This is a genomic window from Microbacterium sp. UCD-TDU (assembly GCF_000340625.1).
Taxonomy (GTDB): Bacteria; Actinomycetota; Actinomycetes; order Actinomycetales; family Microbacteriaceae; genus Microbacterium; species Microbacterium maritypicum.
The window spans coordinates 375570-397240 of sequence record NZ_KB454448.1 but is presented as its reverse complement, the minus strand read 5'-3'; the positions used below and the strand labels follow the sequence as shown (position 1 = coordinate 397240).

Annotated in this window: 23 protein-coding genes and 3 tRNA genes; 10 read left to right on the top strand and 16 right to left on the bottom strand. The window is 69.0% G+C overall.

Translation table 11 applies throughout. The features are described 5' to 3' along the window. Window positions 1-6 precede the first annotated feature (6 nt). Entirely contained in the window at window positions 7-1539 is a 1533-nt protein-coding gene (gene lysS / locus D514_RS37135; protein ID WP_017831491.1) for a lysine--tRNA ligase, read from the bottom strand. Between the two features lie 80 nt (window positions 1540-1619). Between lysS and D514_RS37130 the strand changes: the two genes are divergently transcribed. Further along, window positions 1620-3497, top strand: coding sequence for a DUF2207 domain-containing protein (locus D514_RS37130; RefSeq protein ID WP_017831490.1), 1878 nt, complete (start codon window positions 1620-1622; stop codon window positions 3495-3497). 49 nt (window positions 3498-3546) lie between these two features. Here the strand turns inward: D514_RS37130 and D514_RS37125 are convergent, their stop codons facing one another. The 10 genes from D514_RS37125 to hpt form a co-directional block, all read right to left on the bottom strand. Continuing rightward, on the bottom strand, window positions 3547-4239 hold the full coding sequence (locus tag D514_RS37125; protein WP_017831489.1) for a DUF2520 domain-containing protein: 693 nt from the start codon (window positions 4237-4239) through the stop codon (window positions 3547-3549). Continuing rightward, a complete protein-coding gene (locus D514_RS37120; RefSeq protein ID WP_017831488.1) occupies window positions 4229-6292 on the bottom strand; it encodes a PH domain-containing protein in 2064 nt (687 codons plus the stop codon). Before D514_RS37120 ends, D514_RS37125 begins: the two co-directional genes overlap by 11 nt. Next, window positions 6289-6870, bottom strand: a complete 582-nt coding sequence (locus D514_RS37115; RefSeq protein WP_017831487.1) for a PH domain-containing protein — start codon at window positions 6868-6870, stop codon at window positions 6289-6291. The genes D514_RS37120 and D514_RS37115 overlap by 4 nt, the downstream gene beginning before the upstream one ends. Then, entirely contained in the window at window positions 6821-7303 is a 483-nt protein-coding gene (locus tag D514_RS37110) for a DUF3180 domain-containing protein (RefSeq protein ID WP_017831486.1), read from the bottom strand. Before D514_RS37110 ends, D514_RS37115 begins: the two co-directional genes overlap by 50 nt. Then, window positions 7300-7839 (bottom strand): 2-amino-4-hydroxy-6-hydroxymethyldihydropteridine diphosphokinase, encoded by a 540-nt coding sequence (gene folK, locus D514_RS37105; RefSeq protein WP_017831485.1) that lies wholly within the window; start codon window positions 7837-7839, stop codon window positions 7300-7302. The genes D514_RS37110 and folK overlap by 4 nt, the downstream gene beginning before the upstream one ends. Beyond that, complete coding sequence (gene folB, locus D514_RS37100; RefSeq protein ID WP_017831484.1) at window positions 7836-8231, bottom strand: dihydroneopterin aldolase; 396 nt, start codon at window positions 8229-8231, stop codon at window positions 7836-7838. Before folB ends, folK begins: the two co-directional genes overlap by 4 nt. Window positions 8232-8263: 32 nt before the next feature. Beyond that, a complete protein-coding gene (gene folP, locus D514_RS37095; RefSeq protein WP_017831483.1) occupies window positions 8264-9073 on the bottom strand; it encodes a dihydropteroate synthase in 810 nt (269 codons plus the stop codon). After that, entirely contained in the window at window positions 9073-9681 is a 609-nt protein-coding gene (folE, locus tag D514_RS37090; RefSeq protein ID WP_017831482.1) for a GTP cyclohydrolase I, read from the bottom strand. Before folE ends, folP begins: the two co-directional genes overlap by 1 nt. A 1-nt stretch (window position 9682) precedes the next feature. Further along, window positions 9683-11683, bottom strand: coding sequence for an ATP-dependent zinc metalloprotease FtsH (gene ftsH / locus D514_RS37085; protein WP_017831481.1), 2001 nt, complete (start codon window positions 11681-11683; stop codon window positions 9683-9685). 73 nt (window positions 11684-11756) lie between these two features. Then, window positions 11757-12308 (bottom strand): hypoxanthine phosphoribosyltransferase, encoded by a 552-nt coding sequence (gene hpt / locus D514_RS37080; RefSeq protein ID WP_017831480.1) that lies wholly within the window; start codon window positions 12306-12308, stop codon window positions 11757-11759. Between the two features lie 132 nt (window positions 12309-12440). Between hpt and D514_RS39450 the strand changes: the two genes are divergently transcribed. Then, window positions 12441-13037: a DUF937 domain-containing protein gene (locus D514_RS39450; protein WP_017831479.1), complete on the top strand. Its 597-nt coding sequence runs from the start codon at window positions 12441-12443 to the stop codon at window positions 13035-13037. 63 nt (window positions 13038-13100) lie between these two features. Here D514_RS39450 and tilS read toward each other — a convergent pair whose 3' ends face one another. Further along, the gene (gene tilS, locus D514_RS37070; protein ID WP_017831478.1) at window positions 13101-14093 is read right to left on the bottom strand and encodes a tRNA lysidine(34) synthetase TilS; all 993 of its coding nucleotides are present in this window, start codon (window positions 14091-14093) and stop codon (window positions 13101-13103) included. A 76-nt stretch (window positions 14094-14169) separates the two neighbouring features. On the opposite strand from tilS, the gene D514_RS37065 reads away from it, so the two are divergent. After that, a complete protein-coding gene (locus D514_RS37065; protein WP_036323950.1) occupies window positions 14170-14835 on the top strand; it encodes a TMEM175 family protein in 666 nt (221 codons plus the stop codon). Between the two features lie 83 nt (window positions 14836-14918). Beyond that, window positions 14919-15410 carry an inorganic diphosphatase gene (locus D514_RS37060; protein WP_017831476.1) on the top strand — a complete coding sequence of 164 codons (492 nt, stop codon included), beginning with the start codon at window positions 14919-14921 and terminating at the stop codon, window positions 15408-15410. Window positions 15411-15489: 79 nt separating this feature from the next. Here D514_RS37060 and D514_RS37055 read toward each other — a convergent pair whose 3' ends face one another. Further along, a complete protein-coding gene (locus D514_RS37055; RefSeq protein WP_017831475.1) occupies window positions 15490-16860 on the bottom strand; it encodes a M23 family metallopeptidase in 1371 nt (456 codons plus the stop codon). 210 nt (window positions 16861-17070) lie between these two features. Between D514_RS37055 and D514_RS37050 the strand changes: the two genes are divergently transcribed. The 4 genes from D514_RS37050 to D514_RS37035 all read left to right on the top strand — a co-directional run bounded on the left by D514_RS37050 (window position 17071) and on the right by D514_RS37035 (window position 17807). Then, window positions 17071-17143: transfer RNA gene (locus D514_RS37050), tRNA-Glu, on the top strand. A 29-nt stretch (window positions 17144-17172) separates the two neighbouring features. Further along, window positions 17173-17246: transfer RNA gene (locus D514_RS37045), tRNA-Asp, on the top strand. A 69-nt stretch (window positions 17247-17315) separates the two neighbouring features. Continuing rightward, window positions 17316-17388: transfer RNA gene (locus tag D514_RS37040), tRNA-Phe, on the top strand. 128 nt (window positions 17389-17516) lie between these two features. Continuing rightward, window positions 17517-17807 carry a hypothetical protein gene (locus D514_RS37035; protein ID WP_017831474.1) on the top strand — a complete coding sequence of 97 codons (291 nt, stop codon included), beginning with the start codon at window positions 17517-17519 and terminating at the stop codon, window positions 17805-17807. 39 nt (window positions 17808-17846) lie between these two features. Here D514_RS37035 and D514_RS37030 read toward each other — a convergent pair whose 3' ends face one another. The 3 genes from D514_RS37030 to D514_RS37020 all read right to left on the bottom strand — a co-directional run bounded on the left by D514_RS37030 (window position 17847) and on the right by D514_RS37020 (window position 20461). Further along, window positions 17847-18692: a hypothetical protein gene (locus tag D514_RS37030; RefSeq protein ID WP_017831473.1), complete on the bottom strand. Its 846-nt coding sequence runs from the start codon at window positions 18690-18692 to the stop codon at window positions 17847-17849. A gap of 47 nt (window positions 18693-18739) precedes the next feature. Next, entirely contained in the window at window positions 18740-20110 is a 1371-nt protein-coding gene (locus D514_RS37025) for a VCBS repeat domain-containing M23 family metallopeptidase (RefSeq protein ID WP_017831472.1), read from the bottom strand. Between the two features lie 87 nt (window positions 20111-20197). Beyond that, entirely contained in the window at window positions 20198-20461 is a 264-nt protein-coding gene (locus D514_RS37020) for a hypothetical protein (protein WP_235563402.1), read from the bottom strand. Window positions 20462-20595: 134 nt separating this feature from the next. On the opposite strand from D514_RS37020, the gene D514_RS37015 reads away from it, so the two are divergent. Together D514_RS37015 and D514_RS37010 are read left to right on the top strand one after the other, a co-directional pair. Next, window positions 20596-20901, top strand: a complete 306-nt coding sequence (locus D514_RS37015; protein WP_017831470.1) for a hypothetical protein — start codon at window positions 20596-20598, stop codon at window positions 20899-20901. A 49-nt stretch (window positions 20902-20950) separates the two neighbouring features. Further along, window positions 20951-21475: a hypothetical protein gene (locus D514_RS37010; RefSeq protein WP_236611004.1), complete on the top strand. Its 525-nt coding sequence runs from the start codon at window positions 20951-20953 to the stop codon at window positions 21473-21475. Window positions 21476-21671 lie beyond the last annotated feature (196 nt).

The following is a 21671-nucleotide window of genomic DNA, read 5'->3' as shown; positions in this document are numbered from 1 at the left end:
ATCGGGCTACTTGACCAGGGGGAACAGAATGGTCTCGCGAATGCCCAGGCCGGTGATGGCCATCAGCAGACGATCGATTCCCATGCCCATTCCTCCGGACGGCGGCATACCGTGCTCGAGAGCCCGCAGGAACTCCTCGTCGACCGGCATCGCCTCGACATCACCGCGGGCTGCGAGCTTGGCCTGCTCGACGAAGCGCTCGCGCTGGATCACGGGGTCCACGAGCTCGGAGTACCCGGTGGCCAGTTCGAAACCACGGATGTAGAGGTCCCACTTCTCCACGACGCCCGCGATCGAGCGGTGTTCACGGACCAGAGGCGACGTATCGACGGGGAAGTCCATCACGAACGTCGGGCGAACGAGATCGCCCTTCACGAAGTGCTCCCACAGCTCCTCGACGAGCTTGCCATGGGTGGCTTGCGGCGGCAGGTCGACGTCGTTCTCCTGGGCGAACGCGATCAGGTCTTCGACCGAGTCCTGAGGGGTGACGGTGCGACCCGAGGCGGCGGAGAGCGACTCGTACATCGAGATCCGGTCCCACTCGCCACCCAGCTCGTACTCGGTGCCGTCGGCCCAGGTCACGGTCGTGGACCCGGCGACCGCGATCGCCGCGTTCTGCACGAGCTCCTGCGTGAGCGCGGCCATCTGGTTGTAGTCGCCGTATGCCTGGTAGGCCTCCAGCATCGCGAACTCGGGGCTGTGCGTGGAGTCGGCGCCCTCGTTGCGGAAGTTGCGGTTGATCTCGTAGACGCGCTCGATGCCGCCGACCACCGCGCGCTTGAGGTAGAGCTCCGGCGCGATGCGCAGGTAGAGCTCGGTGTCGAACGCGTTCGAGTGGGTGATGAACGGGCGAGCGGAAGCCCCGCCGTGCTGCACCTGCAGCATGGGGGTCTCCACCTCGAGGTAGTCGTGGCTCGTGAAGGTCGAACGCAGGCTCGCGTTCACGGCGGCACGGGCGCGCACCGTGTTGCGCGCCTGCTCCCGCACGATCAGGTCGAGGTAGCGGCTGCGCACGCGTCCTTCCTCGCTGAGCTCGGAGTAGGCGTTGGGCAGCGGCAGGATCGCCTTCGCGGCGACCGTCCAGTCGTCGGCCATGATCGACAGCTCGCCGCGGCGGCTGGAGATGACCTCGCCGTGCACGAACACGTGGTCGCCCAAGTCGACGTACTCCTTCCAGTCCGCCAGCGATTCCTCGCCGACGTTCGCGAGGGAGATCATCGCCTGGATGCGCGATCCGTCACCCGCCTGCAGCGTGGCGAAGCAGAGCTTGCCGGTGTTGCGGCTGAACACCACCCGACCCGCGACCCCGACGATGACGCCGGTCTCGGCGCCCGCCTCGAGCTCGCCGTATTCGGCGCGCAGCGCGGGAATCGTGTGCGTCACGGGCACGCCGACCGGGAACGCCCCGCCGCCCGCGTCCGCCCGCTTCTCGATCAGGCGCTCGCGCTTGGCGAGACGCACGGCCTTCTGTTCGTGGACGTCCTCTTCGAGGGAAGAGTCGGTCGAGGCCGGTTCGGGCGCGGCGGACGCGTCAGTCATGTGCGGGGCTCCTTGGAAGTCCCTCCCAGTTTACCGAGGCGGCGTGCCGCTCCTCGGCACGCGCTGGGTAGCCTCGAAGAATGGCCCACACCCGCATCCTCCGCGCGTTCGCCGCCCTCTCGCTCTCGATGGCGGCGGTCCTCGCCCCGGCAGCAGCTCTGGCAGCGCCCGGCGGGTCCGCATCGCCGGTCGCCGCCGCGCCGCATCCGGCCGCTGCGGAAGATGTCGACGACTTCTCCTACAGCTCGTGGGATGCCGTCTACGAGATCGGTCTCGACGACGAGGGCCGTGCTCGCATGCGAGTGACCGAGACCCTGGTCGCCGACTTCCCGGACTTCGACCAGAACCACGGCATCGTCCGCGGACTCGTGACGTCGTACGAGGGGGCGAGCACCGAGACCTCGGTCCTGTCGGTGACCGATGAGAACGGCGCAGACGTGCCGTACGAGACCGACGAGGAAGACGGCCTCCTCTACGTGCTCACGGGCAACGACGATGACTTCGTGCGAGGGCTCACGACCTACGTGATCGAGTACGAGATGCGCGATGTGATCCTTGCGACCGCTCCGTCCGCGGGATCTTCCGCTCCCCCGGCCGACGAGTTCTACTGGGACCTGCTCCCCCTCGACAGCACGCAGCCCATCGACCGCTTCCGCGCCGAAGTCGTGTTCGACCCGGCATTGAGCGCGGAGCTCAACGGAGCCACGCGGTGCTACACCGGCCCTTCCGGCTCGAAGGACGAGTGCGAGTTGGAAGGCCCGACCACCGACGGCGGTACCGCGACATTCCGCGTCGAGTCGGGCGCGCGCCCGGCCGGCGACGGCGTGACCGTCGCCATCGGCCTCGACCCCGACGCCGTCGCCCAACCCCTCGCCCGCACTCCGGACCCGGTCGCCGATATCGCTCCGATAGCGGCTGCGGTGGGCGCTCTCGGGCTCTCCGTCGGCAGCTGGGTGGCCGTGTCCGCCTTCACGCGCAGACGGCGCGTCGCCACAGGGATCGTGGTCGCCCAGTACGACGTGCCGGATGCGCTGCCGCCGCTGCTCGCCGCCGCCGTGGTTCCCGGCGCCAAGGACGTGATCCCGGCCGAGATCGTGCACCTCGCCGTGCGCGGCGTGCTGCGCATCGAGGAGGGAGACGAAGACGAAGACCCACGGCTGCGCCGTCTGCCCGGAGCACGCATCCCCGACCAGTTGGACGTCGATGCGCTCGAAGCGCTGTTCGCCGATGCGGACACCGACGATGTGGTCGATCTCCCCGCCGCCGACGAAGCCTTCGCCGCTCGCATGACCGCGCTCCAGCACAGCGGAACGACCGCGGCCCGGAAACGCGGACTCACCGAGAAGGTGCGCAGCCGAGGTGCGATGCTCCTGCAATGGTGCGCGATCGGCATCGCTGTCCCCGGCTTGGGGTTCGGGATCTGGAGCGCGGCCAGCGGACGGCTGTCGGCGATTCCCGCCCTCGTCGTGATCGCGTTCGGCACGTTCCTCGTTCTCCTCTCCAGCCTCTATGCCTTCTCGAAGCACACCGTGCTCACCGCCGAGGGTGCCCGCACGAACGAGTACCTGCAAGGGGTGAAGGAGTTCATCCGCGTCGCGGACGCAGACCGCCTACGCATGCTGCAGTCGTACAGCGGGGCTGAGCGAAGAGCCGACGGCACCGCCGACGTCATCCACGTGTACGAGAGGCTTCTCCCCTACGCCATCCTGTTCGGCATGGAGGACGAATGGGGCGATGTGCTCGAGAAGGCCTATACGACGGCCCAGCACGGAGCATCCTGGATCGGCGATCCCGCATCGTTCGCGCTTCGGGCACAGCTCGCCACGTTCGTGGCCTCGTCCCACTCGGCCGCGACGTATTCGGCCGCCTCTTCGGGCACGTCATCGAGCGCCGGCGGATCGTTCGGCGGCGGCTTCTCCGGAGGTGGCGGCGGCGGAGGGTTCTCCGGCGGACGCTGAGCCCATCTTCCGCGACCGGGCGTGCGACGCGAGTCGAGCGGAGGAGCTCTCAGATCAGCGGCGGCGCATCGGAGGCTTCGCGCAGCGCGCGCTCGACGGTCGACTGCACCAGTGCCGAGAGATAGCCACCGGGGTTCTCGACGCCGATCTCCCGCAGCCGTGCGGTCGACTGTCCGATGATCGACCGCGAGAACTCGGTCGCCGTCGCGATGGCATCCGCATATGCCGGGCGGTCGGTCTCGGCGATGACGACGGGCTCGCACCCCATCTCCACGGCGAGTGCCTGAGCGATCGGCAGCACGGCGGCTGGAGCCGTCACCGCGGCGAACCCGGCCTGGAGCTGTCGAAGGTCGATCGAGGTCCCGGTGAAAGTGATCGCAGGATGCACGGCGAGGGGGATCGCCCCGCGCTCGGCCGCCGGGCGGAGCACCTCGATGCCGTACGCAGGATCGGTGTGGAGCACGAGCTGACCGACCTGCCAGCCTCCCACTTCGGCGATGCCCGCCACCAACGAAGGCAGCTGTTCGGAGGGGACGGCGATGACCACGAGTTCTGCTCGACGGACCACCTCCAGAGCCTCGAGCACCGGCACATCCGGGAGCACGGCGGAGGCGCGTTCGTCATCGGATCCGCTGGTGATCCCGATCACGGCATGTCCCGCACCTCCGAGCGCCGCACCGACGACCGGCCCGACGCGCCCTGCGCCGATGATGCCGACGCCGAGGCGACCGTCACGCGTCATCTTCGCTCCTCCTCCGCCGCCGCAGCGGGGGCGCCGGAGGGGTGTCGGACACAGCCGGGGGTGCGACAGGAGGTGCCGGTGGAGGCGTCACCTGCGGCGCGGCCGGGGGCGCCACAGGAGCACTCGCGGGAGCAGCCGGCGGCGGAGTCACCGGAGGCAGGACCGGGGGCGCAGGAGTAGCTGCCGGGGGCGCAGGAGGAGCTACCGGGGACGCAGGAGGCGTCGCGGGAGTACGCGCGGGCGGCCCGACCGGCGGAGCAGGCGGAACAACCGGAGGGGCGGGCGGAAGAACCGGCGGCGCAGGCGGAGCCGTCTGCACGGGGACGGGGAAGACCGGCGGCGGGCCGGCGTAGGCGGGCGGGGCCATAGGAGCGGCCACCGCTGCCTCGTCGGTGTGCGCGCTCCACCGGTGAGTGGTGTCGCGCGAGGCCGCCTCGGCGGCGGCGAGGCTGACCTCGTCGATCAGCGCCAGCGCGTCCGCCCGCTCGAACCCCGAGAGGTATCCGGTGATGGGACCGGGCACGGTGTGCACCTGCGCGCCGGAGACCCGCTGCGCCCGATCGATCGGTCCCTGGCTGAGGGAGACGCCCTGCAGGCGTGCCAGTGGGAACACCGCGAGCTTGCGCCACACGTTCCCGCGGCGCAGCAGCAGACCGAAGTCGGCGACCAGGTAGCCGTGACGCTTCCACGAGAACGGACGCCGCCACCGCGCGCGCCGCGCCATCGTGCGATAGGTGTCGCCGTCTGCGGGGCCGACGATGCCCTGTTCCCAGAGGAACGGGATGCTCTCCGCCGGCACGTCGGGCAGCACCAGGGAGAGCACCCGCTCGACGTCGGCGCGCTTACCGACCGGCAGCACCACGTTGAACTGCTGCCCGCTCCCGGACGACTGCTGAGCGGCGCTCTTGCCGCTCATCCGGTTGATCTTGATCGTCCACCAGCCGAACGGGCGCCACAGCAGCGACTGCGAGACCTCCACCGCGAAGATGCGCCCCGGCGGAAGGGTCTCGGTCACGGTCGTGAGAAGACCGTAGGTGATCCGCACACCGTCAGGGGTCGGCGCGATCGAGTAGCGGAGGGACTTCGAGATCTGCGCCCACGTGATACCGACCACGGCGATGACCATGGGCACGCCCATGCCGAGGCCCATCCCGAGGATCACGATGCCGCCGTCGGTGACGCCGTCGGCCAGCATGCCGATCAGCGCACTGCCGATCGCGACCGCGAAGATCGCTCCGAAGAACACGAACCAGAGCAGGCCCGAGATCAGTTGCGATCCCACGAGCCGGCCGGTCGGGATCTTGACGACGCTCTCAGGGACCACGTCGGCGAGATCCACACCGGAGATGAGATCGTTCACCCCCGCGTTCATCGATCCGACCAGCTGCGCCCGAGCGGACGCCGGTGCGGCCGCTGCCGCACCCGAGTTCCGTGCGGCATCGCGCGCCGCGCGTGCCCCGGAAGCCAGGCGCAGGATGTCGGCGCGCACGGCCTCGGCCCGCGGCGTCGCGAGGTACTCGAGCTCGACGTTCGCGTCGTTGCCGGCGCCGACGACCTCGAGCTTGGCGAGTCCGATGATACGAGCGGGGAACGGACGGGTCAGGTTGACGCCCTGCACGCGGTCGAGGGGCGCGCGGCGGTGCGAACGGAAGATGATGCCCTTGCGGACCTCGACATGGTCTCCGGTGATCCGGAACTGCTGGAAGCGCCAGACGAACCAGAAGATCAGCACCAGCACGACCACGAGCCCCAGCACGCTGAGCAGCGCGACGAGGATCAGGTTGTTCGAGAGCACCCAGTCGACGGGGTCGGCGCCGCCGTAGTCGCCGTAGTGCGCCTCTTCGGGCGTGAACAGCGCCACGGCCCAGGCGATGAGCCGATCCCGCATGTTCGCGATGACGATACCCGCGATGATGATCAGCGCCAGCCCGCCCTTGAAGAGCGGGGTGAGCGGGTGCATCCGGTGCCACTCGCCGTTCGCGAGCGTCTCGGAGGCCTCGCCGCCGACGGGTGCCTGAGCGCTCGGCGCGAGAGGGGGCTGCTGCTCGCTCACAGGCCTGTCCGGCGAGTCTCGGCGACGTGGATGAGCGTGTCGCGCAGCGCCTCGGCCGCCTCTTGGGTGAGACCCGGGATCTGCACACCGGTCGTGGCCGCGGCCGTGACCATCTTGAGCTGGGCGATGCCGAAAGCGCGATCGAGCGGCCCCTGCGTGATGTCGACCAACTGCATGCGGCCGTAAGGCACGGCGATCATGCGCTGCCAGAGGATCCCCTTGCGGAAGACGATGTCATCAGCACGGAGCATGTAGCCGATCGCCTTCGCCTGCCGCGGGAGGATGATGAGCGCGAACACGGTGATGAGCAGCATGATCCCGGCGGGGATCCACACCCACTGCTGGTGCAGCACGATGTTCAGTACGACGGCGGCGACGATGACGAGCACGATGAAGATCACGTTCTGCAGGATCTGCGAGACGACGTAGCGCGGCGAGATCTGGTGCCACGTGCCGTCGAGCTCGAGGCGGGCCTCGTTGCGTGCCGTGCGCAGCTGCGTGTACGTCCCCCGGTCGAGGGCGTCGAGGTCAGTGCCCTCCGCCGGGTTCAGGGGCGCGGTCTCTGGGTTCTGAGTCATCAGGATCCTTCGGCAGGGTGCAGAACTGTTCGGCGACGAGCGCGGCGATCACGAGGACGATCGCACTTCCGATCAGGGCCAGCATGGCCACAGTCGACCCTACCTGCGGAACCAGGGGACGCGACACGAGGAAGACGAGCAACCCGCCTCCGAAGCCGGCCATGATCGCGCCGAGCAGGCTCGACGCCCGAGCGAGCGTCGCCGCCCTGAGTGCACGGAACGGATCGATGCGGATACCCGATCGCACGCTCCGGCGCACCGGCCAGGCGACGCCGAGGGATGCCGCGGCGATCAACAGCAGGAGCACCGGGAGCAGCAGCGACGGAGTGAAGGTGATACGGCCAGACGCGGTCAGCAGGTGATCGAGCAGGAAGCCGCCGGCACCGGCGAGCAGCGCGAGGACGACGAGCACGCCGGCAGAGGTGCGTCTCATCCCTCGCCCCGGGCGCGCAGCTCGGCTGCGAGGTCGGCGACTCTGCCCCGACCGGGCAGCACCGCGTCCTGGTCGAGGTCCAACCAGGGATCGAGCACGAAGAGCCGCTCAGCGGCCCGAGGGTGCGGCAGCTGCAGACGCGGCTCGTCGGAGAGCACATCGTCATACGCGATGAGGTCGAGATCGAGGGTGCGGTCGCCCCAGCGCTCACGGCGCTCCCGGCCGTTCTCGTCCTCGATGGCGTGCAGCATCCCGAGAAGGATCTCCGGAGCGAGCCGCGTGGTGACCAGTGCCACGGCGTTGACGTATCCGGGCGCTTCGGGGTCGGGGCCGTCGAGACGGAGGGCCACGGTCTCGAACAGCCGGGAGAGGCGCACCTCACTCACCAGCGGCAGCCGGGCGATCCTCTCGGCCGCCGCCCTGATCGTGCCGTGACGATCCCCGAGGTTCGCACCGAGCGCGACGACCGCGGTGGTCTCCGGGCGTCCGGGGCGAGGCCCCGGCATGTCGGGCGGGTTCGTGAGGTTGCGGCTCATGCGCTCGTCTCCTCCATCGCGTCGGGCGTGCGGCGGCGGATGATGGTGACCGCCACATCGGCGAAGTTCAGGGGGATCGGCGCGTGCGGCTTGTGCACGGTCACGACGACCTCCTGCACCCGCCGGTCCTCGAGACCCACGGCGGCGATGCGCTCGGCGAGCGTCTCGATCAGGTTCACCGGTTCACCGGCCACCACGGCGGCGACCTTCTCGGCCAGCTCTCCGTAGTGCACCGTGTCCGTCACGTCGTCCGAGTCGGCGGCCTTCGCGAGCGACAGCCGCAGACGCAGGTCGATCGTGAAGTCCTGTCCGTCCCGGCGCTCGTGCTCGAAGACGCCGTGACGACCGAACACGGTCAGACCGGTGAGGACGATCTCGTCGAGGGACTGCATGCCTCTAGCGTACGGGGCCGCCCCGATACGCCTCAGCCTTCCCAGGCGTGCGCGATCGCGAGCGCATCACGCGTGGATGCCACGTCGTGCACGCGCACGGCCCAGACTCCCGCCCTGACCGCGAGGGCGCTGGTCACGGCGGTCGCGAGATCGCGCCGAGACTCCGACACCTCGTCGTCGGGGCCGGTCTCGTGACGCAGCGCCTCGGCGAGGAACCGCTTGCGCGAGGTGCCGATGAGCACGCGAGGCCCCAGCGCGACGATCTCGTCCAGTCCCCGCAGCACGTCCCAGTTCTGCCCACCCGCCTTCGCGAACCCGATGCCGGGGTCGACGATGAGACGCGACGGAGCGATTCCGGAGGCCGCGGCCTCGCCGATGCGCTCCTGCAGCTCGCCGGCGACCTCACGCGCGACCCGCCGATACTCGGCGTTCGCGTACATGTCGGCCGAGAAGCCACGCCAGTGCCCGATCGCGAAGTCGGCCCCGGATTCCGCGACGGCCGCACGCATGTCGGCGTCGGCGAGCCCTCCGGAGACATCGTTCACGATCCTGGCGCCGGCCCGCACGGCCGCGGCCGCGGTCGAGGCGCTGAGCGTGTCGACGCTGACGGGCACTCCTGCGGCGGCGAGCTGCTCGATCACGGGGATGACGCGCTGTTGCTCGACCGTGTCACCGACGCGGTCGGCACCGGGTCTGGTCGACTCTCCGCCGACGTCGAGCACTGCTGCGCCCTCGGCCCGCAGCCGCAGTGCGTGGGCGACCGCGCGATCGACGTCGAGGTAGCGCCCGCCGTCGCTGAAGGAGTCGGGTGTGACGTTGACGATGCCCCAGATGCCGGTCATCAGCGCGCAGCCGCCCCGAGCGGGACGGACGCGCCGATCAGCGTGATCAGCTCCGTCCTGGCGACGGCATCCGTGTACTCGCCGCGCGCCGCGATCGTGAGCGTCGATGCCTCGGTCTGCCGGCCGCCGCGCATCGTCACGCAGCCGTGCGAGGCATCGAGCACGACCAGCACGCCCCGGGTGTCGAGGTGCTCCGCGATGGTATCGGCGATCTGCTCGCCGAGGCGCTCCTGCACCTGGGGGCGGGCCGCGAGGATCTCGACGACGCGCACGAGCGCTCCGAGTCCCACGACCTGCTCGCCGGGGAGGTAGGCGATGTGCGCATGCCCGGCGAACGGCAGCAGGTGATGCTCGCAGACGGAACGGAAGCGGATGTCGCGCAGGAGCACCGCACCGGAGGGCAGGGTGTCGGGTGCGGGACCGCGCGAGACGCTGATGGTGCGCGCGAGCGGCTCCGCCGGGTCTTCGCCGACGCCCGAGAAGAACTCGGAATACAGCTCGGCCATGCGCGACGGGGTCTGCTTCAGCCCCGGTCGGTCCGGGTCCTCGCCGATCGCCTCGAGCAGCTCTCTCGTGAGCCGTTCGACACGTTGCCTGTCTACCGTCACGTCACGCCGTCGCGGGCCGCGGGTTCCCGGCTCCCGCCGAACCCTGCTGCGTGCGCGGCGCGCTGGCCGGAGCCTCGACGGAGGCCGCGAGCGAGACGTCCTTCTTCGGCACCTCGATCGGAGGGCGCTCGGACACCGGGCGTCCTTCGCTCGAGAGCCACAGCGGGCGCTCGGGGAGCTTCTTGATCTCGGTGAAGATCTCCGCGATCTGGTTGTGGTCGAGGGTCTCCTCCTCGAGCAGCGCGAGGGCGAGCTTGTCGAGGATGTCGCGGTTCGCGCTGATGACCTCGTACGCCTCGTTGTGTGCCTGTTCGATGAGGGCACGGACCTGGGTGTCGACCCGCTCGGCGATCGTCTCGGAGTACTCGCGGCCTCGACCCATGTCGCGGCCGGCGAAGGGCTCGCCGCCTTCCGTTCCCAGCTTCACCGGACCGAGTTCGGCGGTCATGCCGTACTCGATGACCATCTTGCGGGCGATCGAGGTGGCCTTCTCGATGTCGTTCGAGGCACCGGTGGTCGGATCGTGGAACACGATCTCCTCCGCGACGCGGCCACCCATTGCGTAGGTCAACTGGTCCTGGAGCTCGTTGCGGGTGACGGAGTACTTGTCATCCAGCGGCAGCACCATCGTGTAGCCGAGGGCCTTGCCGCGGGGCAGGATCGTGATCTTGGTCACGGGGTCGGTGTAGTTCATCGCCGCGGCGGCGAGCGCGTGACCGCCCTCGTGGTACGCCGTGATCAGCTTCTCCTTGTCCCGCATCACACGGGTGCGACGCTGCGGGCCGGCGATCACACGGTCGATGGCCTCGTCGAGGGCGCGGTTGTCGACCAGTTGCGCGTTCGAGCGCGCGGTGAGCAGCGCGGCCTCGTTGAGCACGTTCGCAAGGTCGGCACCCGTGAACCCGGGGGTCTTGCGGGCGACGACCTCGAGGTCGACGCTCTTCGCCAGGGGCTTGCCCTTGCTGTGCACCTCGAGGATCTTCTGACGGCCCTTGAGGTCGGGCGCGTCGACGCCGATCTGGCGGTCGAAGCGGCCGGGACGCAGCAGCGCGGGATCGAGGATGTCCGGGCGGTTGGTCGCCGCGATCACGATGACGTTCGCGTTCGGGTCGAAGCCGTCCATCTCCACCAGCATCTGGTTGAGGGTCTGCTCGCGCTCGTCGTTGCCACCGCCCATGCCGGCGCCACGGTGGCGACCGACGGCGTCGATCTCATCGATGAAGATGATGGCCGGCGCGTTCTCCTTGGCCTGACCGAAGAGGTCGCGCACGCGCGAGGCGCCGACGCCGACGAACATCTCGACGAAGTCGGAACCGGAGATCGAATAGAAGGGGGCTCCGGCTTCGCCGGCGACAGCGCGGGCGAGGAGCGTCTTGCCGGTTCCGGGAGGGCCGTACAGCAGCACGCCCTTCGGGATGCGGGCTCCGATGGCCTGGAACTTCGCGGGGTCCTGGAGGAACTCCTTGATCTCATGGAGCTCTTCGATGGCCTCATCGGCACCGGCCACGTCGGCGAAGGTGACGGTGGGGGTCTCCTTGTTGACGAGCTTGGCCTTGGACTTGCCGAACTGCATGACCTTGCCGCCACCGCCCTGCATCGACGACAGCAGCCACCAGAACAGCAGACCCAGCAGCACGAGGGGAAGGAGGAGCGAGAGGAAGCCGTCGAACCAGGTCGCACGCGGGACGGCGTCGTTGAAGCCGTCCTTCGGCGCTGCCTCGTTGATCGCGGTGACCACCTCGTCGGCGCGCGCGTCGACGTAGTAGAACTGCACGTTCTCCGAGCCCTGGAACGGCTTGGAGAGCGTCATGTCCACGCGCTGATCGCCGTCGGTGTTCACGACCTCGGTGACCGTGGTGCCGGAGAGGAGCTTGAGCCCCTCCTGCGTCGTGATCTGCTTGGGCGCGCCCAGATTCGAGATCAGCAGGAAACCGCCGAACAGGAGCACGCCGATCAGCGCGACGTAGATCAGCGGATTCCGGGTGAGCTTCTTCACATCCATGATCGGATCAGCGTATCGCGCGCGCCCTAGGGGGCCGCTGTGCGTTCACCCACGGCGTAGCGTGGCGCCGGTGTCAGCTGTAGACGTGCGGCGCGAGCACGGCGACATCGCGCAGATTGCGGTAACGCTCGTCGTAGTCGAGGCCGTATCCGACGACGAAATCGGTGGGGATGTCGAAGCCCACGTACTTGCAGTCGATGACGACCTTCGCGGCCTCGGGCTTGCGCAGGAGCGCCAGCACCTCGATCGACTCGGCTCCGCGGGATCCGAAGTTCTCCAGCAGCCAGCTGAGGGTCAGGCCGGAGTCGATGATGTCCTCGACGATCAGGACGTGCTTGCCGTTGAGGTCGGTGTCGAGGTCTTTGCGGATCTGCACCACGCCGCTCGACTTGGTGCTCGCTCCGTAGCTCGAGACCGCCATCCAGTCCATCGGCGCATGGAACGGCAGCGCCCGTGCGAAGTCGGCCATGACCATGACGGCGCCTTTGAGCACCCCGACGAGGACGAGGTCCTTGCCCTCGTAATCCTCGGCGACCTGCGCCGCGAGCTGGTCGAGCTTGGCGAGGATCTCCTCCTCTGTGACGAGGATCTGTGCAAGGTCGTCCTGGATCTCCGCGGCGCGCATGGATCGATTTTAGGCGACGCGATCGGATGCTCGGTCCCAGGTTCGTCGATCGGGCAGGCATCTCCCCCTCGCGCGGCATCCGCACTACTGTGAGCGGTGATGTGGGCGGACGCCCCGACGGAAGGATTCACCATGGCTCTTGACGACATCCTCACGCAGGTGCCGATCGATGACATCGCCGAGAAGCTGGGCGTCTCGCGCGACGAGGCCAAGGTCGCGGTCGAGCAGGGCGGCGCGGTGCTGCTGGGCGGCCTCGCCCAGAACGCGCAGACGGATGAGGGCTCCGCCGCCATCCGGAACGCGCTCAAGAAGCACGAGGGCAGCTCCGGCGCCTCGAAGGTCGACGACATCGATCAGGCGGACGGCGGCAAGATCGTCGCGCACATCCTCGGATCGAAGGAGAAGGAGGTCACGAAGGAGCTCACGGAGTCGAAGGCGACCCCCGGCATCGACTTCGGCAAGCTCCTTCCGATCCTGGCCCCCATCGTGATGGGCCTCATCGCCAACGCGAACAAGGACAAGACAGCGAAGGCCGATGCCGGAGCCGAGAGCTCCGGTGGCATCGGCGACCTCATCGGCGGCCTGCTCGGCGGCAACGACAAGGGCAGCGCGTCGGGTGGCATCGGCGACGTGATCGGCGGGCTGCTCGGTGGCGGCAACAGCGGCGGCTCCGGCGGCGGCATCGACCTCGGTGGGATCCTCGGCGGCCTCTTCGGCGGCAAGAAGTAGGACCTCACCCCACCCATCCGGCCGTCGAGGGCGGACGTGGAGAGCGTTCGAGACGAGACGCGCTCAGCGGCCGGATGCGGTGAAGACGATGCGCCCGCCGTGGCGAACGGCCGAGCACCCTGGCAGGTCGATCGGTCCCTGACCGCTCCAGTCGGTCACCAGCCGTGCGACCTCGACGGTCTGCGTCCTCGTGAGGCTGACCCCGAACTCGCTGTCGACGACGAGACGGATGATGCGGTTGCGAAGCGCCGCAGGGTTGGCGGCGAGCGCTGCCGCGCTCACCGAGATTCCCGCCTCCGCGTGTTCGACGATGTCTTCGATCGTCTCCTGGATCATCTCGTCGAACGCCTCGGCGTCTTCCCGCAGCTGCTCAGCCGTGCGCACGAGCGCCTCGGCGATGCCGGGGCCGAGCTCGGCCTCGAGGACGGGGAGCACGCGCTCGCGTACCCGGACCCTCGCGTAGCGGTCGTCGAGGTTGTGCGGGTCGTCCCAGGGGTCAAGCGCGGACGCCGCGCAGAACACCCTCGTGGTCTCCCGCCGCACACCGAGCAGCGGTCGCACCCACCGCACGCCGTCGTCGTCTTCGCGCACCGGGGCCATACCCTGCAGGCTCGTGGCGCCGGATCCGCGGGCGAGTCCGAGGAGCACCGTCTCGGCCTGATCGTCGAGGGTGTGACCGAGCAGCACCGCAGCGGCGCGTACATCTGCGGCCGCCTCGCGCAGCACCCTGTAGCGAGCGTCGCGGGCCGCAGCCTCGGGGCCGCCCTCCCCCGCGACGTCGACGCGCACGACGAGGGGGTCGAGGCCGAGCTCGGCGGCGGTGCGCGCTGCGCGAGCGGCGACCTCTGCGGAGTCGTCCTGCAGACCGTGATCGACGGTCACCGATGCCGTACGGAGCCCGCGTCTCGGGGCCTCGAAGGCGGTGGCGGCGGCGAGCGCGAGCGAGTCCGCCCCACCGGACAGAGCGACGATGACCGTCGATCCCTCGGGGAGCGCGGCGAGTGCGGTGCGCACGGCCAGGCGGATCTCGGCGATGGCGGGAGGAAGTGACGGCACGATTCCACGCTAGGGCAATCCTCCGATCCGCGTGCCCGCCGCCGTGCGCAGCGGCGTCCGGGGCTATCCTGACGCCGTGACCGACAACACGCGTGCTCTCCCCTTCCGGACCGAGAGGTTCAAGGCGTTCGTCGACGCCGTCGTCGCTATCGCGATGACGCTGCTCATCCTCCCGCTGATGGAGTCGGTCTCCGAGGCCGCCTCCGGTCACATGAGCACGGCGGAGTTCCTCGACGAGCATTCCGGTCAGCTGCTCAGCTTCGGACTGAGTTTCCTTCTCATCGCGACGTTCTGGATGGGGCATCACCGCCAGTACCGCGATGTGGAGTGGATCACGGGACCGCTGCTGTGGATCAACGTCGCCTGGATGGCGACGATCGTCTGGCTGCCGGTTCCCACGGCGATGATCGGGCAGATGGACACCGACGCCCTGCAGGCCGTGGTCTACATCGGAACGCTGATCATGACGCAGGTGACCACCCTCGCCGGCTGGCTCTACCTGGCGCGTCATCGCGAGCTCAGCACCGTGTCGACCCAGACCATCCGTCTGGGAGCGATCGGCGACCTCGCCGCCATCGTCCTCTTCGGCGCGGCCCTCGTCATCGCGGTCGCAGCCTCTCCGAACGGGTACTACGGGCTCCTCCTGCTGCTTCTGAGCGATCCGATGAGCCGCGTGCTGAATCGTGTGTTCCGGAGTCGGTCGAGCGAAGACGATGCCCCACCCGTCGACGCAGGGTCCTGAACGATCACGGCCTCCGAGCGTGCGAGCGCCGCAGGTAGGCTAGTCCGCGGCATCCAACCGAACTTTTCCTGAGGAGCACACGCATGGGCGCAAACGACGCCGTCATCGAGATCCCGCGCGGCAGCCGCGTGAAGTACGAGGTCGACCACGAGACCGGACGAGTGCACCTCGACCGCGTGCTCTACACGACCTTCGGCTACCCGGCCGACTACGGCTACTTCGACAACACCCTCGGCGAGGACGGCGACCCGCTCGACGTGCTGGTGCTGCTCGACCACGCGATCTACCCCGGCGTCGTCGTCGAGGTGCGTCCGGTGGCCGTGCTGAAGATGAGCGACGAGGCCGGCGGGGACGACAAGCTCGTCGCCGTGCTCTCGAAGGACCCGCGCTGGGCGCACATCCAGGACATCGACGACATCGCCGAGTACACGAAGAAGGAGATCGCGCACTTCTTCGAGCACTACAAGGACCTCGAGCCCAACAAGTGGGTCAAGGTCGACGAGTGGGGTGACGCCGCCGAGGCGCAGCGCATCCTCGACGAGGCGATCGTCCGTTTCGGCGAGCAGGGCCACTGATCCCGCCGCACGCATGAAGAAGACCCCCGGTACCGCTCAGCGGCCGGGGGTCTTTCTTCGTGTCAGGAGCGGTCGAGGCTCAGGCGGGTACTCCGCGATCGCCGAGGAAGGCCACGGGGTTCACGGGTCGGCCTCCGACGTACACCTCGAAGTGCAGGTGGCAGCCGAACGAGCGACCGGTGTTGCCCGCGTAGGCGATGAGCTGACCGGAGTTGACCCACTGCCCCGAGCGGACGAGGATGCCGCCGTCGCGGATGTGGGCGTAGCCGGTGCCGACGCCACCGCCGTGCTGGATGCGGATGTAGTTGCCGTACCCGTCGTTCGGGCCGGCGTAGTCGACGGTGCCGGAGTTTGCGGCGTAGATCGCCGAGCCGCAGCCGTTGGCGAAGTCCGTGCCGTAGTGGAACGAGGAGGAGCAGCCCTTCGGACCGCACTGCACGGAGCGAGGACCGTATCCGGAACTCTTTCCTCCGCCGTGCGGACGGCACCAGCCACCCGAGCCCTGGCTTCCGCCTCCGCCGCCTCCTCCGCCGCCGGCAGCGGCTGCTGCAGCCGCGGCTGCGCGCTCGGCGGCCTCGCGTTCGCGACGTGCCTTCGCCTCTGCCTCGACACCGGCCTGGTATCCGGCGACCGTCTGGGTCGTCGCATCCTTGAGGGCTGCGAGCTGAGCCTGCATCGTGGCCAGGTTCGCCGACTGCTCGTCCAGGGCTGCCTGCGCCGCATCCGCGGCCTGCTGCGCCGCGACCATCTTCTCTTCGGCGACCTTCTGCAGCCGGTCGCGCTCGTTGCGAGCGACGACCGCCTGGTCGCTGAGGGACTGCGCGGAATTGCGCGCCGCGACGGCCTTGTCGTAGACGGACTGGTTGTACTCGAGGAGCTTGTCCATCGTGCCCAGGCGCGCGAGCAGCTCATCGGCGTTGTTCGCCGAGCCGGCGAAGAACAGTTCCATCGACGTGTCGTCGCCGCCGTTGCGGTAGAGCTGCGCGGCGACCTGCCCTGCCTTGCGGGCGGAGCTGTCGGCGACCGCAGCCTGCTCGTCGGCCTTCGCCTGCATGGAGTCGGCTTCGGTGGCCGCAGCGAAGTAGGCCTGCTGAGCCTCGTAGAACTCCGCCGACGCGACCTTCGCCGCTTCCTGAGTCTCGGCGACCTTCTGCGTGAGCGACTGGATCAGTCCCTCGATGCGCGAGACCTCGGCAGCCTTCGCCGCCTCGTTGTTCTTCGCGCGCTGCACATCGTCCCAGCTCGGGTACGTGGCGGCATAGGCCGCCGACACACCGTTGGTGATGCCGAAGGCGCTGAGCGCGACGACACCGAGCGCGCCGATGCCGAGGGCACCGCGACGGCTGATGCCCGTCTTGCCGAAAGCACGGCGTTCTGTCGGAGTGGGCGCGCAGCCGCAGTCCTCGGACGCTGCAGCAACTGCAGCATCCAGCGTGATCTTGTCGTTCACACGGCCCCTTCCGCCGGTTTCACAGTTGCCACACTAACAACAACTTTCACATCCGCACCAGGGGTCATCGCGGCGATCCCGCCCCCTCCCGACACCTCGATCGTCCCCCGCGAACACGCCCGGGGTGCAGCACCACGCCCTCGATTCGCGATTTACTCAAAACATCCCTTATGCTTGAGCGTCGGCAAGGAAGTCCCCCGGGACTGACTCGGCCCCATCGTTTAGCGGCCTAGGACGCCGCCCTTTCACGGCGGTAGCACGGGTTCGAATCCCGTTGGGGTCACACCTTCCGGTACAATTGAAAACAAGTATGGCCCTGTAGCGCAGTTGGTTAGCGTGCCGCCCTGTCACGGCGGAGGTCGCGGGTTCAAGTCCCGTCAGGGTCGCTCCGTGCGATGAGCTCTTTCTTCGGAGAGGGCTCTTCGTCTAGGACGCGACAGGTTCGCCGGTCGCGCGGCTCTGTAGCTCAGTTGGTAGAGCGTTCGACTGAAAATCGAAAGGTCACCGGATCGATGCCGGTCGGAGCCACACGAGTGATCGTTACAATCACTCCAGAAACCCTCGCCTAGCTTCTACATGGCGGGGGTTTTGCTTTGCCCCGGCGAACGCTCCCCCGCGTCACCGTTCGACCGGGAGCCCCAAGACGAGGAGCACAGATGAGCACCCGCCGGATCGAGCTCACGATGCACAGGCCGCGCCTCGCGCTCTACGCGGGCGTCAGGCCGACGCTCGTCATCGGCGGGCGAGGCCAGCCGACGCAGTGGGGCGATGGCACCTGGCAGGTTCCCGCCGACCGGCACACGACCATCGGCGTCTACCTCTACAACCGCATGTGGCGTTTCGGGCAGGCCGAGCTCGTTCTCGATCCCGAGGACACATCAGCCCTGGAATACAGAGCGCCGGTGCTCCCCTTTCTCCGCGGCCGCCTGATCCACCGCCCGCTCTGACCTTGCCGGGCCGCAAGCGCCACGGAGCGCAGGCGCCGGTCAGAGCGCTTCTTTCGCTTTCCGTGCCACGTCGAGGGCATCGGCCGCAGCATCCGCCCTCATCGTCGCGTCCACCCGGCGCTGCTCCGCCTCCGGAAGGTCGCGCTCAGCCCTGGTCAGATCGGCGCGGGCCCGGGCGAGCTGGGCCTCGAGCTCCGAAACACGCGCGGTGAGCTCGTCCTTCCGGGCACGCAGCTCGCTCAGCGCCGCATCACGTTCGGCGAGCTCGCGCTCGGCCGACGCCTGTTCCTTCTCGGCCGCGGCGATCGCGCGCTCCGCATCGCGGCGGGCCCTTCGGTCTCGCAGTTCGTCCACCGCGGGCGCTGAGAGCGGCTCCAGCTCGGGCAGCTCGCCCGCGACGGCGTCGCGCACATCGGTCGCCGTCGCCGAGGGCGCGAGGGCGCGCACCAGCCGCCCTGACGCGACGGCAGACGCCGCCACCGTGTCGAAGAAGGCGGCGGAGATGCTCTGCTCGACCGCCTCGAGCGTCGACGGTGTGACACGCTCGCCCCGCGACGCGGCCAGCTCTCCCGCGGCCTGAGCGAGCTTCCTCGTCAGCAGACGCCGTTCACGGCCGAGTTTCGCCAGTGCCGCGGCATCCAGGTCGTCCTGCGCCTCGCGAAGCTCCCGAGCCAGCGCCAGGGCTTCTGCCAGCTGCCCGGCCCGCTCCTGGGCGAACACGTTCACCACCCACGCCGCGATCGAGGGCTTGCGCAGGGCGAGGATCCGCGACGCGAGTGCGGCCTCCCCGGCCTCCTCCGCGTGCGCCTTGCGCGACGATACGAACTCTTCCGGAGGCCCGGAGTACAACCCGGCCGCGATCTCCTCGAACGTGGGCTCGGCCATGCGCCCACCCTACGCCGCGCTCTCGGACGCGGCGGGTAAGCCGTCGGCTACTCGATGGCGAGGTGATCGGCCCAGTCGGCGCTGACGAGCCTTCGCGCGCCGAATCCGCCGTCGCCGTTGCCCGGATAGAAGAAGAGCTCGCCCGCCGCCGTGCGCACCAGCAGATCGGCTCGCCCATCGCCGTCGTAGTCGGCCCCTCCCGTCGCCGCAGTGAACTCCAGCCATCCGCTTCCGACGACGACCGGCGGCGAGGCCCCGCCCGAGACCCGCGGGTAGAAGTAGAGGGTGCCGTTGTCGCTCATCGCCATGAGATCTCCCCACCCGTCATTGTTGAAGTCGCCGCCGACGAGGAAATGGAACCCGTGCCAGCCGCCGCCGACGGTCTTGGGCGTCCCGCCGAGTCCGCCGGCACCGTTCCCGGGGTAGATGACGAGGACACCGCCCGGCGAGACACCCACCACATCCTGCTTCCCGTCGCCGGTGTAGTCGGCACCGGAGGTGACATGCAGCATGTCATACCAGCCGGCGCCGATGCCCACCGGCGCCGCGACCCCTCCGGCACCGTTGCCGGCAGAGAACTCCAGCACGCCGTCCGTCCTGGCTGCGAGCACATCCCCTCGTCCGTCGCCGTTGAGGTCGGCGCGCGTGAGGTGCCGGCGGTCGCCCGCCCAGCCACTGACCAGGGTCGTCGGAGCTTGGAAGCCTCCGGAACCCGTTCCTGCCCGCAGGCGCAGATCGCCGTTGCCCGCCACCAGCAGCAGGTCGGACCTGCCGTCACCGGTGAAGTCAGCGGGCGGGATCGGAGGGCCGGACTCCGTGCGCAGTCCGGGGAACGTCAGGGGGATCGTCCCACCGCGCGCGACATTCGTCAGGCACACGAAGCCGTCGTTGATCCCGGTGTACACCGCTCCGTTCCGTCGGACCTCGAAGTGCAGGTGGTACGCCGGGGAGTTCCCCGTATTGCCCACGATTCCGATCTGCTGTCCACGCTCCACCCGGGTGCCCGGAGCATAGGTTCCCGGCGAAGCCATGTGCGCGTACCGGGTGACGTAGCCGCCCGGATGCTCGACATCGGTGTAGTTGCCGTATCCGCTGTTCACCGTCCGCGACTTGATCACGCCGCTGTACGCGGCGAGGATCGGCGTGCCACCGGCGGCGGAGATGTCGATACCCTCATGCGCCCGATAGTTGCCACGGCAGCCGTCGCCGACCTTCGATTGGATGTTGCCCGAGGCCGGGTACACCATCTGCCCGTCGGTGGCCGCGGTCGCCGAGATGCTCGCCGACAATGACGGCACCAGCGCACCGATCACGACCGCGAGCGCGGTGGCGATCCCGATACGACCAAGACGCAGACGGGACGGACCCTTCATCTCGAAGTTCCCCTTGTTCGACGGCCCCAGGGGCGCGATGCCCACCGTCGTCACCGTAGCAGTGCGCCGTGCTGCGCCGCAGAGCGCGGCCGAGGCTCCCGCACATCCGTCTCCGGAGCCCCCGGCCCGCGATCACAGCAGGTCGTACTCCCCGCCGTAGGGCACAGCACTGTCGCCGGTGTCTCGCGCGTCGTACTCCACCGTCTCGACGGAGATCACGACTTGCGTCGCCGCGGTGATCAGCACGCTCACCGCGCGATTGCCCACCACGACGAATTCGACGAACCCACCGCCGGCGCGCATCGCTCCTTCCATCCGGCCTCTCAGCTCTGCGACGTCCTGGCCCTGCGCCAGGAAGAACTCTGATTCGTTGAGCGCAATCCGCGTACGCGCCATCGTCTGCACCCTGCCCTCCTCGTTGTCATTCCACTGTCGTCATGCTGCGACGGTATCGATCCGACGGCCCTTCGCAGAGGGGGTTGCGCACGGGCCGCAGAAGAGGCAGAACGCGCGCGGTGTAGCGTTCTCTCATGGGCAGACTGCGCTACGACGGGACCTCGGATCCGATCCTCATCGAAGACGCGACGCTGGCGCATCTGAAGATCGTCATCTCGACGAAGCTCCGCCGCCAGGAGAGTTTCATGATGACCTGGCGCCCCGTCACCGACGGAGTGGACAAGCGCGCCACCGTGTGGATCCACCCGGCGATCCCCCTGCAGTTCGGGTACGACGCCGCCGAGCAGCCACCGATCGATCCTCGACTGATCGCGGAGATGATGCAGGCTCTCAACGCGTCGGGCGAGCTCGTGCTCGACCATCTGATGACCTCCGTCTGACGCGCTCTGCGCGAAGGGCACGTCGGGCGTCCGGATATACGCTGTGCCCGTGGATGCTGCTGCGTACCTTCTCCTCGGCCTGCCGATCCTCGCGTTGATCATCGGCGGTCCGATCCTGAAGAGCCGCCTGGGCCGCGGAGCCTCGGAGGCCGGCACCCGAGCCGGCAAGAAGTTCGCCTCAGACCAGCTCGATGCCGCGCTCACCGAACTTGGCGCCACAGTGGTGATCCAGGCCACGGAACCCCGCGCTCGCGAGATCGTGGCATCGGCGATGGCGACGAAGGAGCGGGAATACGTCATCCACGACGACGGCGCCTACGGCATCCGGTTCGTCGAGCCCGACGATACGGTCGCCCGGCTCGTTCCCGTCGCAGACGGGACCCGGCTGCAGATCGAGACCTTCCGCGAGTACTTCGGTTTTCCGCAGACCGTGCAACTGTGGACCGATCTGCGTTCGCGTATCGCCGCCGCAGCGGAGGTCCGCGAGGTCGCGGTCGTCCCAGGAGAACCCGTGCGGTACGTGCGCGGCGAGCCTCTCGACGACAGGAACGCGCGCTGGGTGCACGAGGCCTGACCACCCGGCGCGTCGAACGCCCTCGACCGCCGCGTCGGCGGAGCAGGAAAGACGAAGGCGAAACATTCAGCAGACGCAACTAGGCTGTAGGGCGCGCCCTGCCCGCCGGTCCTCCGCCGGGTCACGGTGGTGGCGTGCGCCCTGACGACCTCCTCCGGTCCACACCGTCCCGACTGTCGGGATGGAGCCGCCGCTC

Coding starts and splice junctions, on each gene's coding strand:
- D514_RS37030 (WP_017831473.1), bottom strand. CDS start 18,692: ATGGCCGAGCCCACGTTCGAGGAGATCGCGGCCGGGTTGTACTCCGGG.
- ftsH (WP_017831481.1), bottom strand. CDS start 11,683: ATGGATGTGAAGAAGCTCACCCGGAATCCGCTGATCTACGTCGCGCTG.
- D514_RS37130 (WP_017831490.1), top strand. CDS start 1,620: ATGGCCCACACCCGCATCCTCCGCGCGTTCGCCGCCCTCTCGCTCTCG.
- D514_RS37060 (WP_017831476.1), top strand. CDS start 14,919: ATGGGCGCAAACGACGCCGTCATCGAGATCCCGCGCGGCAGCCGCGTG.
- D514_RS39450 (WP_017831479.1), top strand. CDS start 12,441: ATGGCTCTTGACGACATCCTCACGCAGGTGCCGATCGATGACATCGCC.
- D514_RS37035 (WP_017831474.1), top strand. CDS start 17,517: ATGAGCACCCGCCGGATCGAGCTCACGATGCACAGGCCGCGCCTCGCG.
- lysS (WP_017831491.1), bottom strand. CDS start 1,539: ATGACTGACGCGTCCGCCGCGCCCGAACCGGCCTCGACCGACTCTTCC.
- D514_RS37020 (WP_235563402.1), bottom strand. CDS start 20,461: ATGGCGCGTACGCGGATTGCGCTCAACGAATCAGAGTTCTTCCTGGCG.
- D514_RS37125 (WP_017831489.1), bottom strand. CDS start 4,239: ATGACGCGTGACGGTCGCCTCGGCGTCGGCATCATCGGCGCAGGGCGC.
- hpt (WP_017831480.1), bottom strand. CDS start 12,308: ATGCGCGCCGCGGAGATCCAGGACGACCTTGCACAGATCCTCGTCACA.
- folB (WP_017831484.1), bottom strand. CDS start 8,231: ATGCAGTCCCTCGACGAGATCGTCCTCACCGGTCTGACCGTGTTCGGT.
- folK (WP_017831485.1), bottom strand. CDS start 7,839: ATGAGCCGCAACCTCACGAACCCGCCCGACATGCCGGGGCCTCGCCCC.
- D514_RS37115 (WP_017831487.1), bottom strand. CDS start 6,870: ATGACTCAGAACCCAGAGACCGCGCCCCTGAACCCGGCGGAGGGCACT.
- D514_RS37015 (WP_017831470.1), top strand. CDS start 20,596: ATGGGCAGACTGCGCTACGACGGGACCTCGGATCCGATCCTCATCGAA.
- D514_RS37110 (WP_017831486.1), bottom strand. CDS start 7,303: ATGAGACGCACCTCTGCCGGCGTGCTCGTCGTCCTCGCGCTGCTCGCC.
- folP (WP_017831483.1), bottom strand. CDS start 9,073: ATGACCGGCATCTGGGGCATCGTCAACGTCACACCCGACTCCTTCAGC.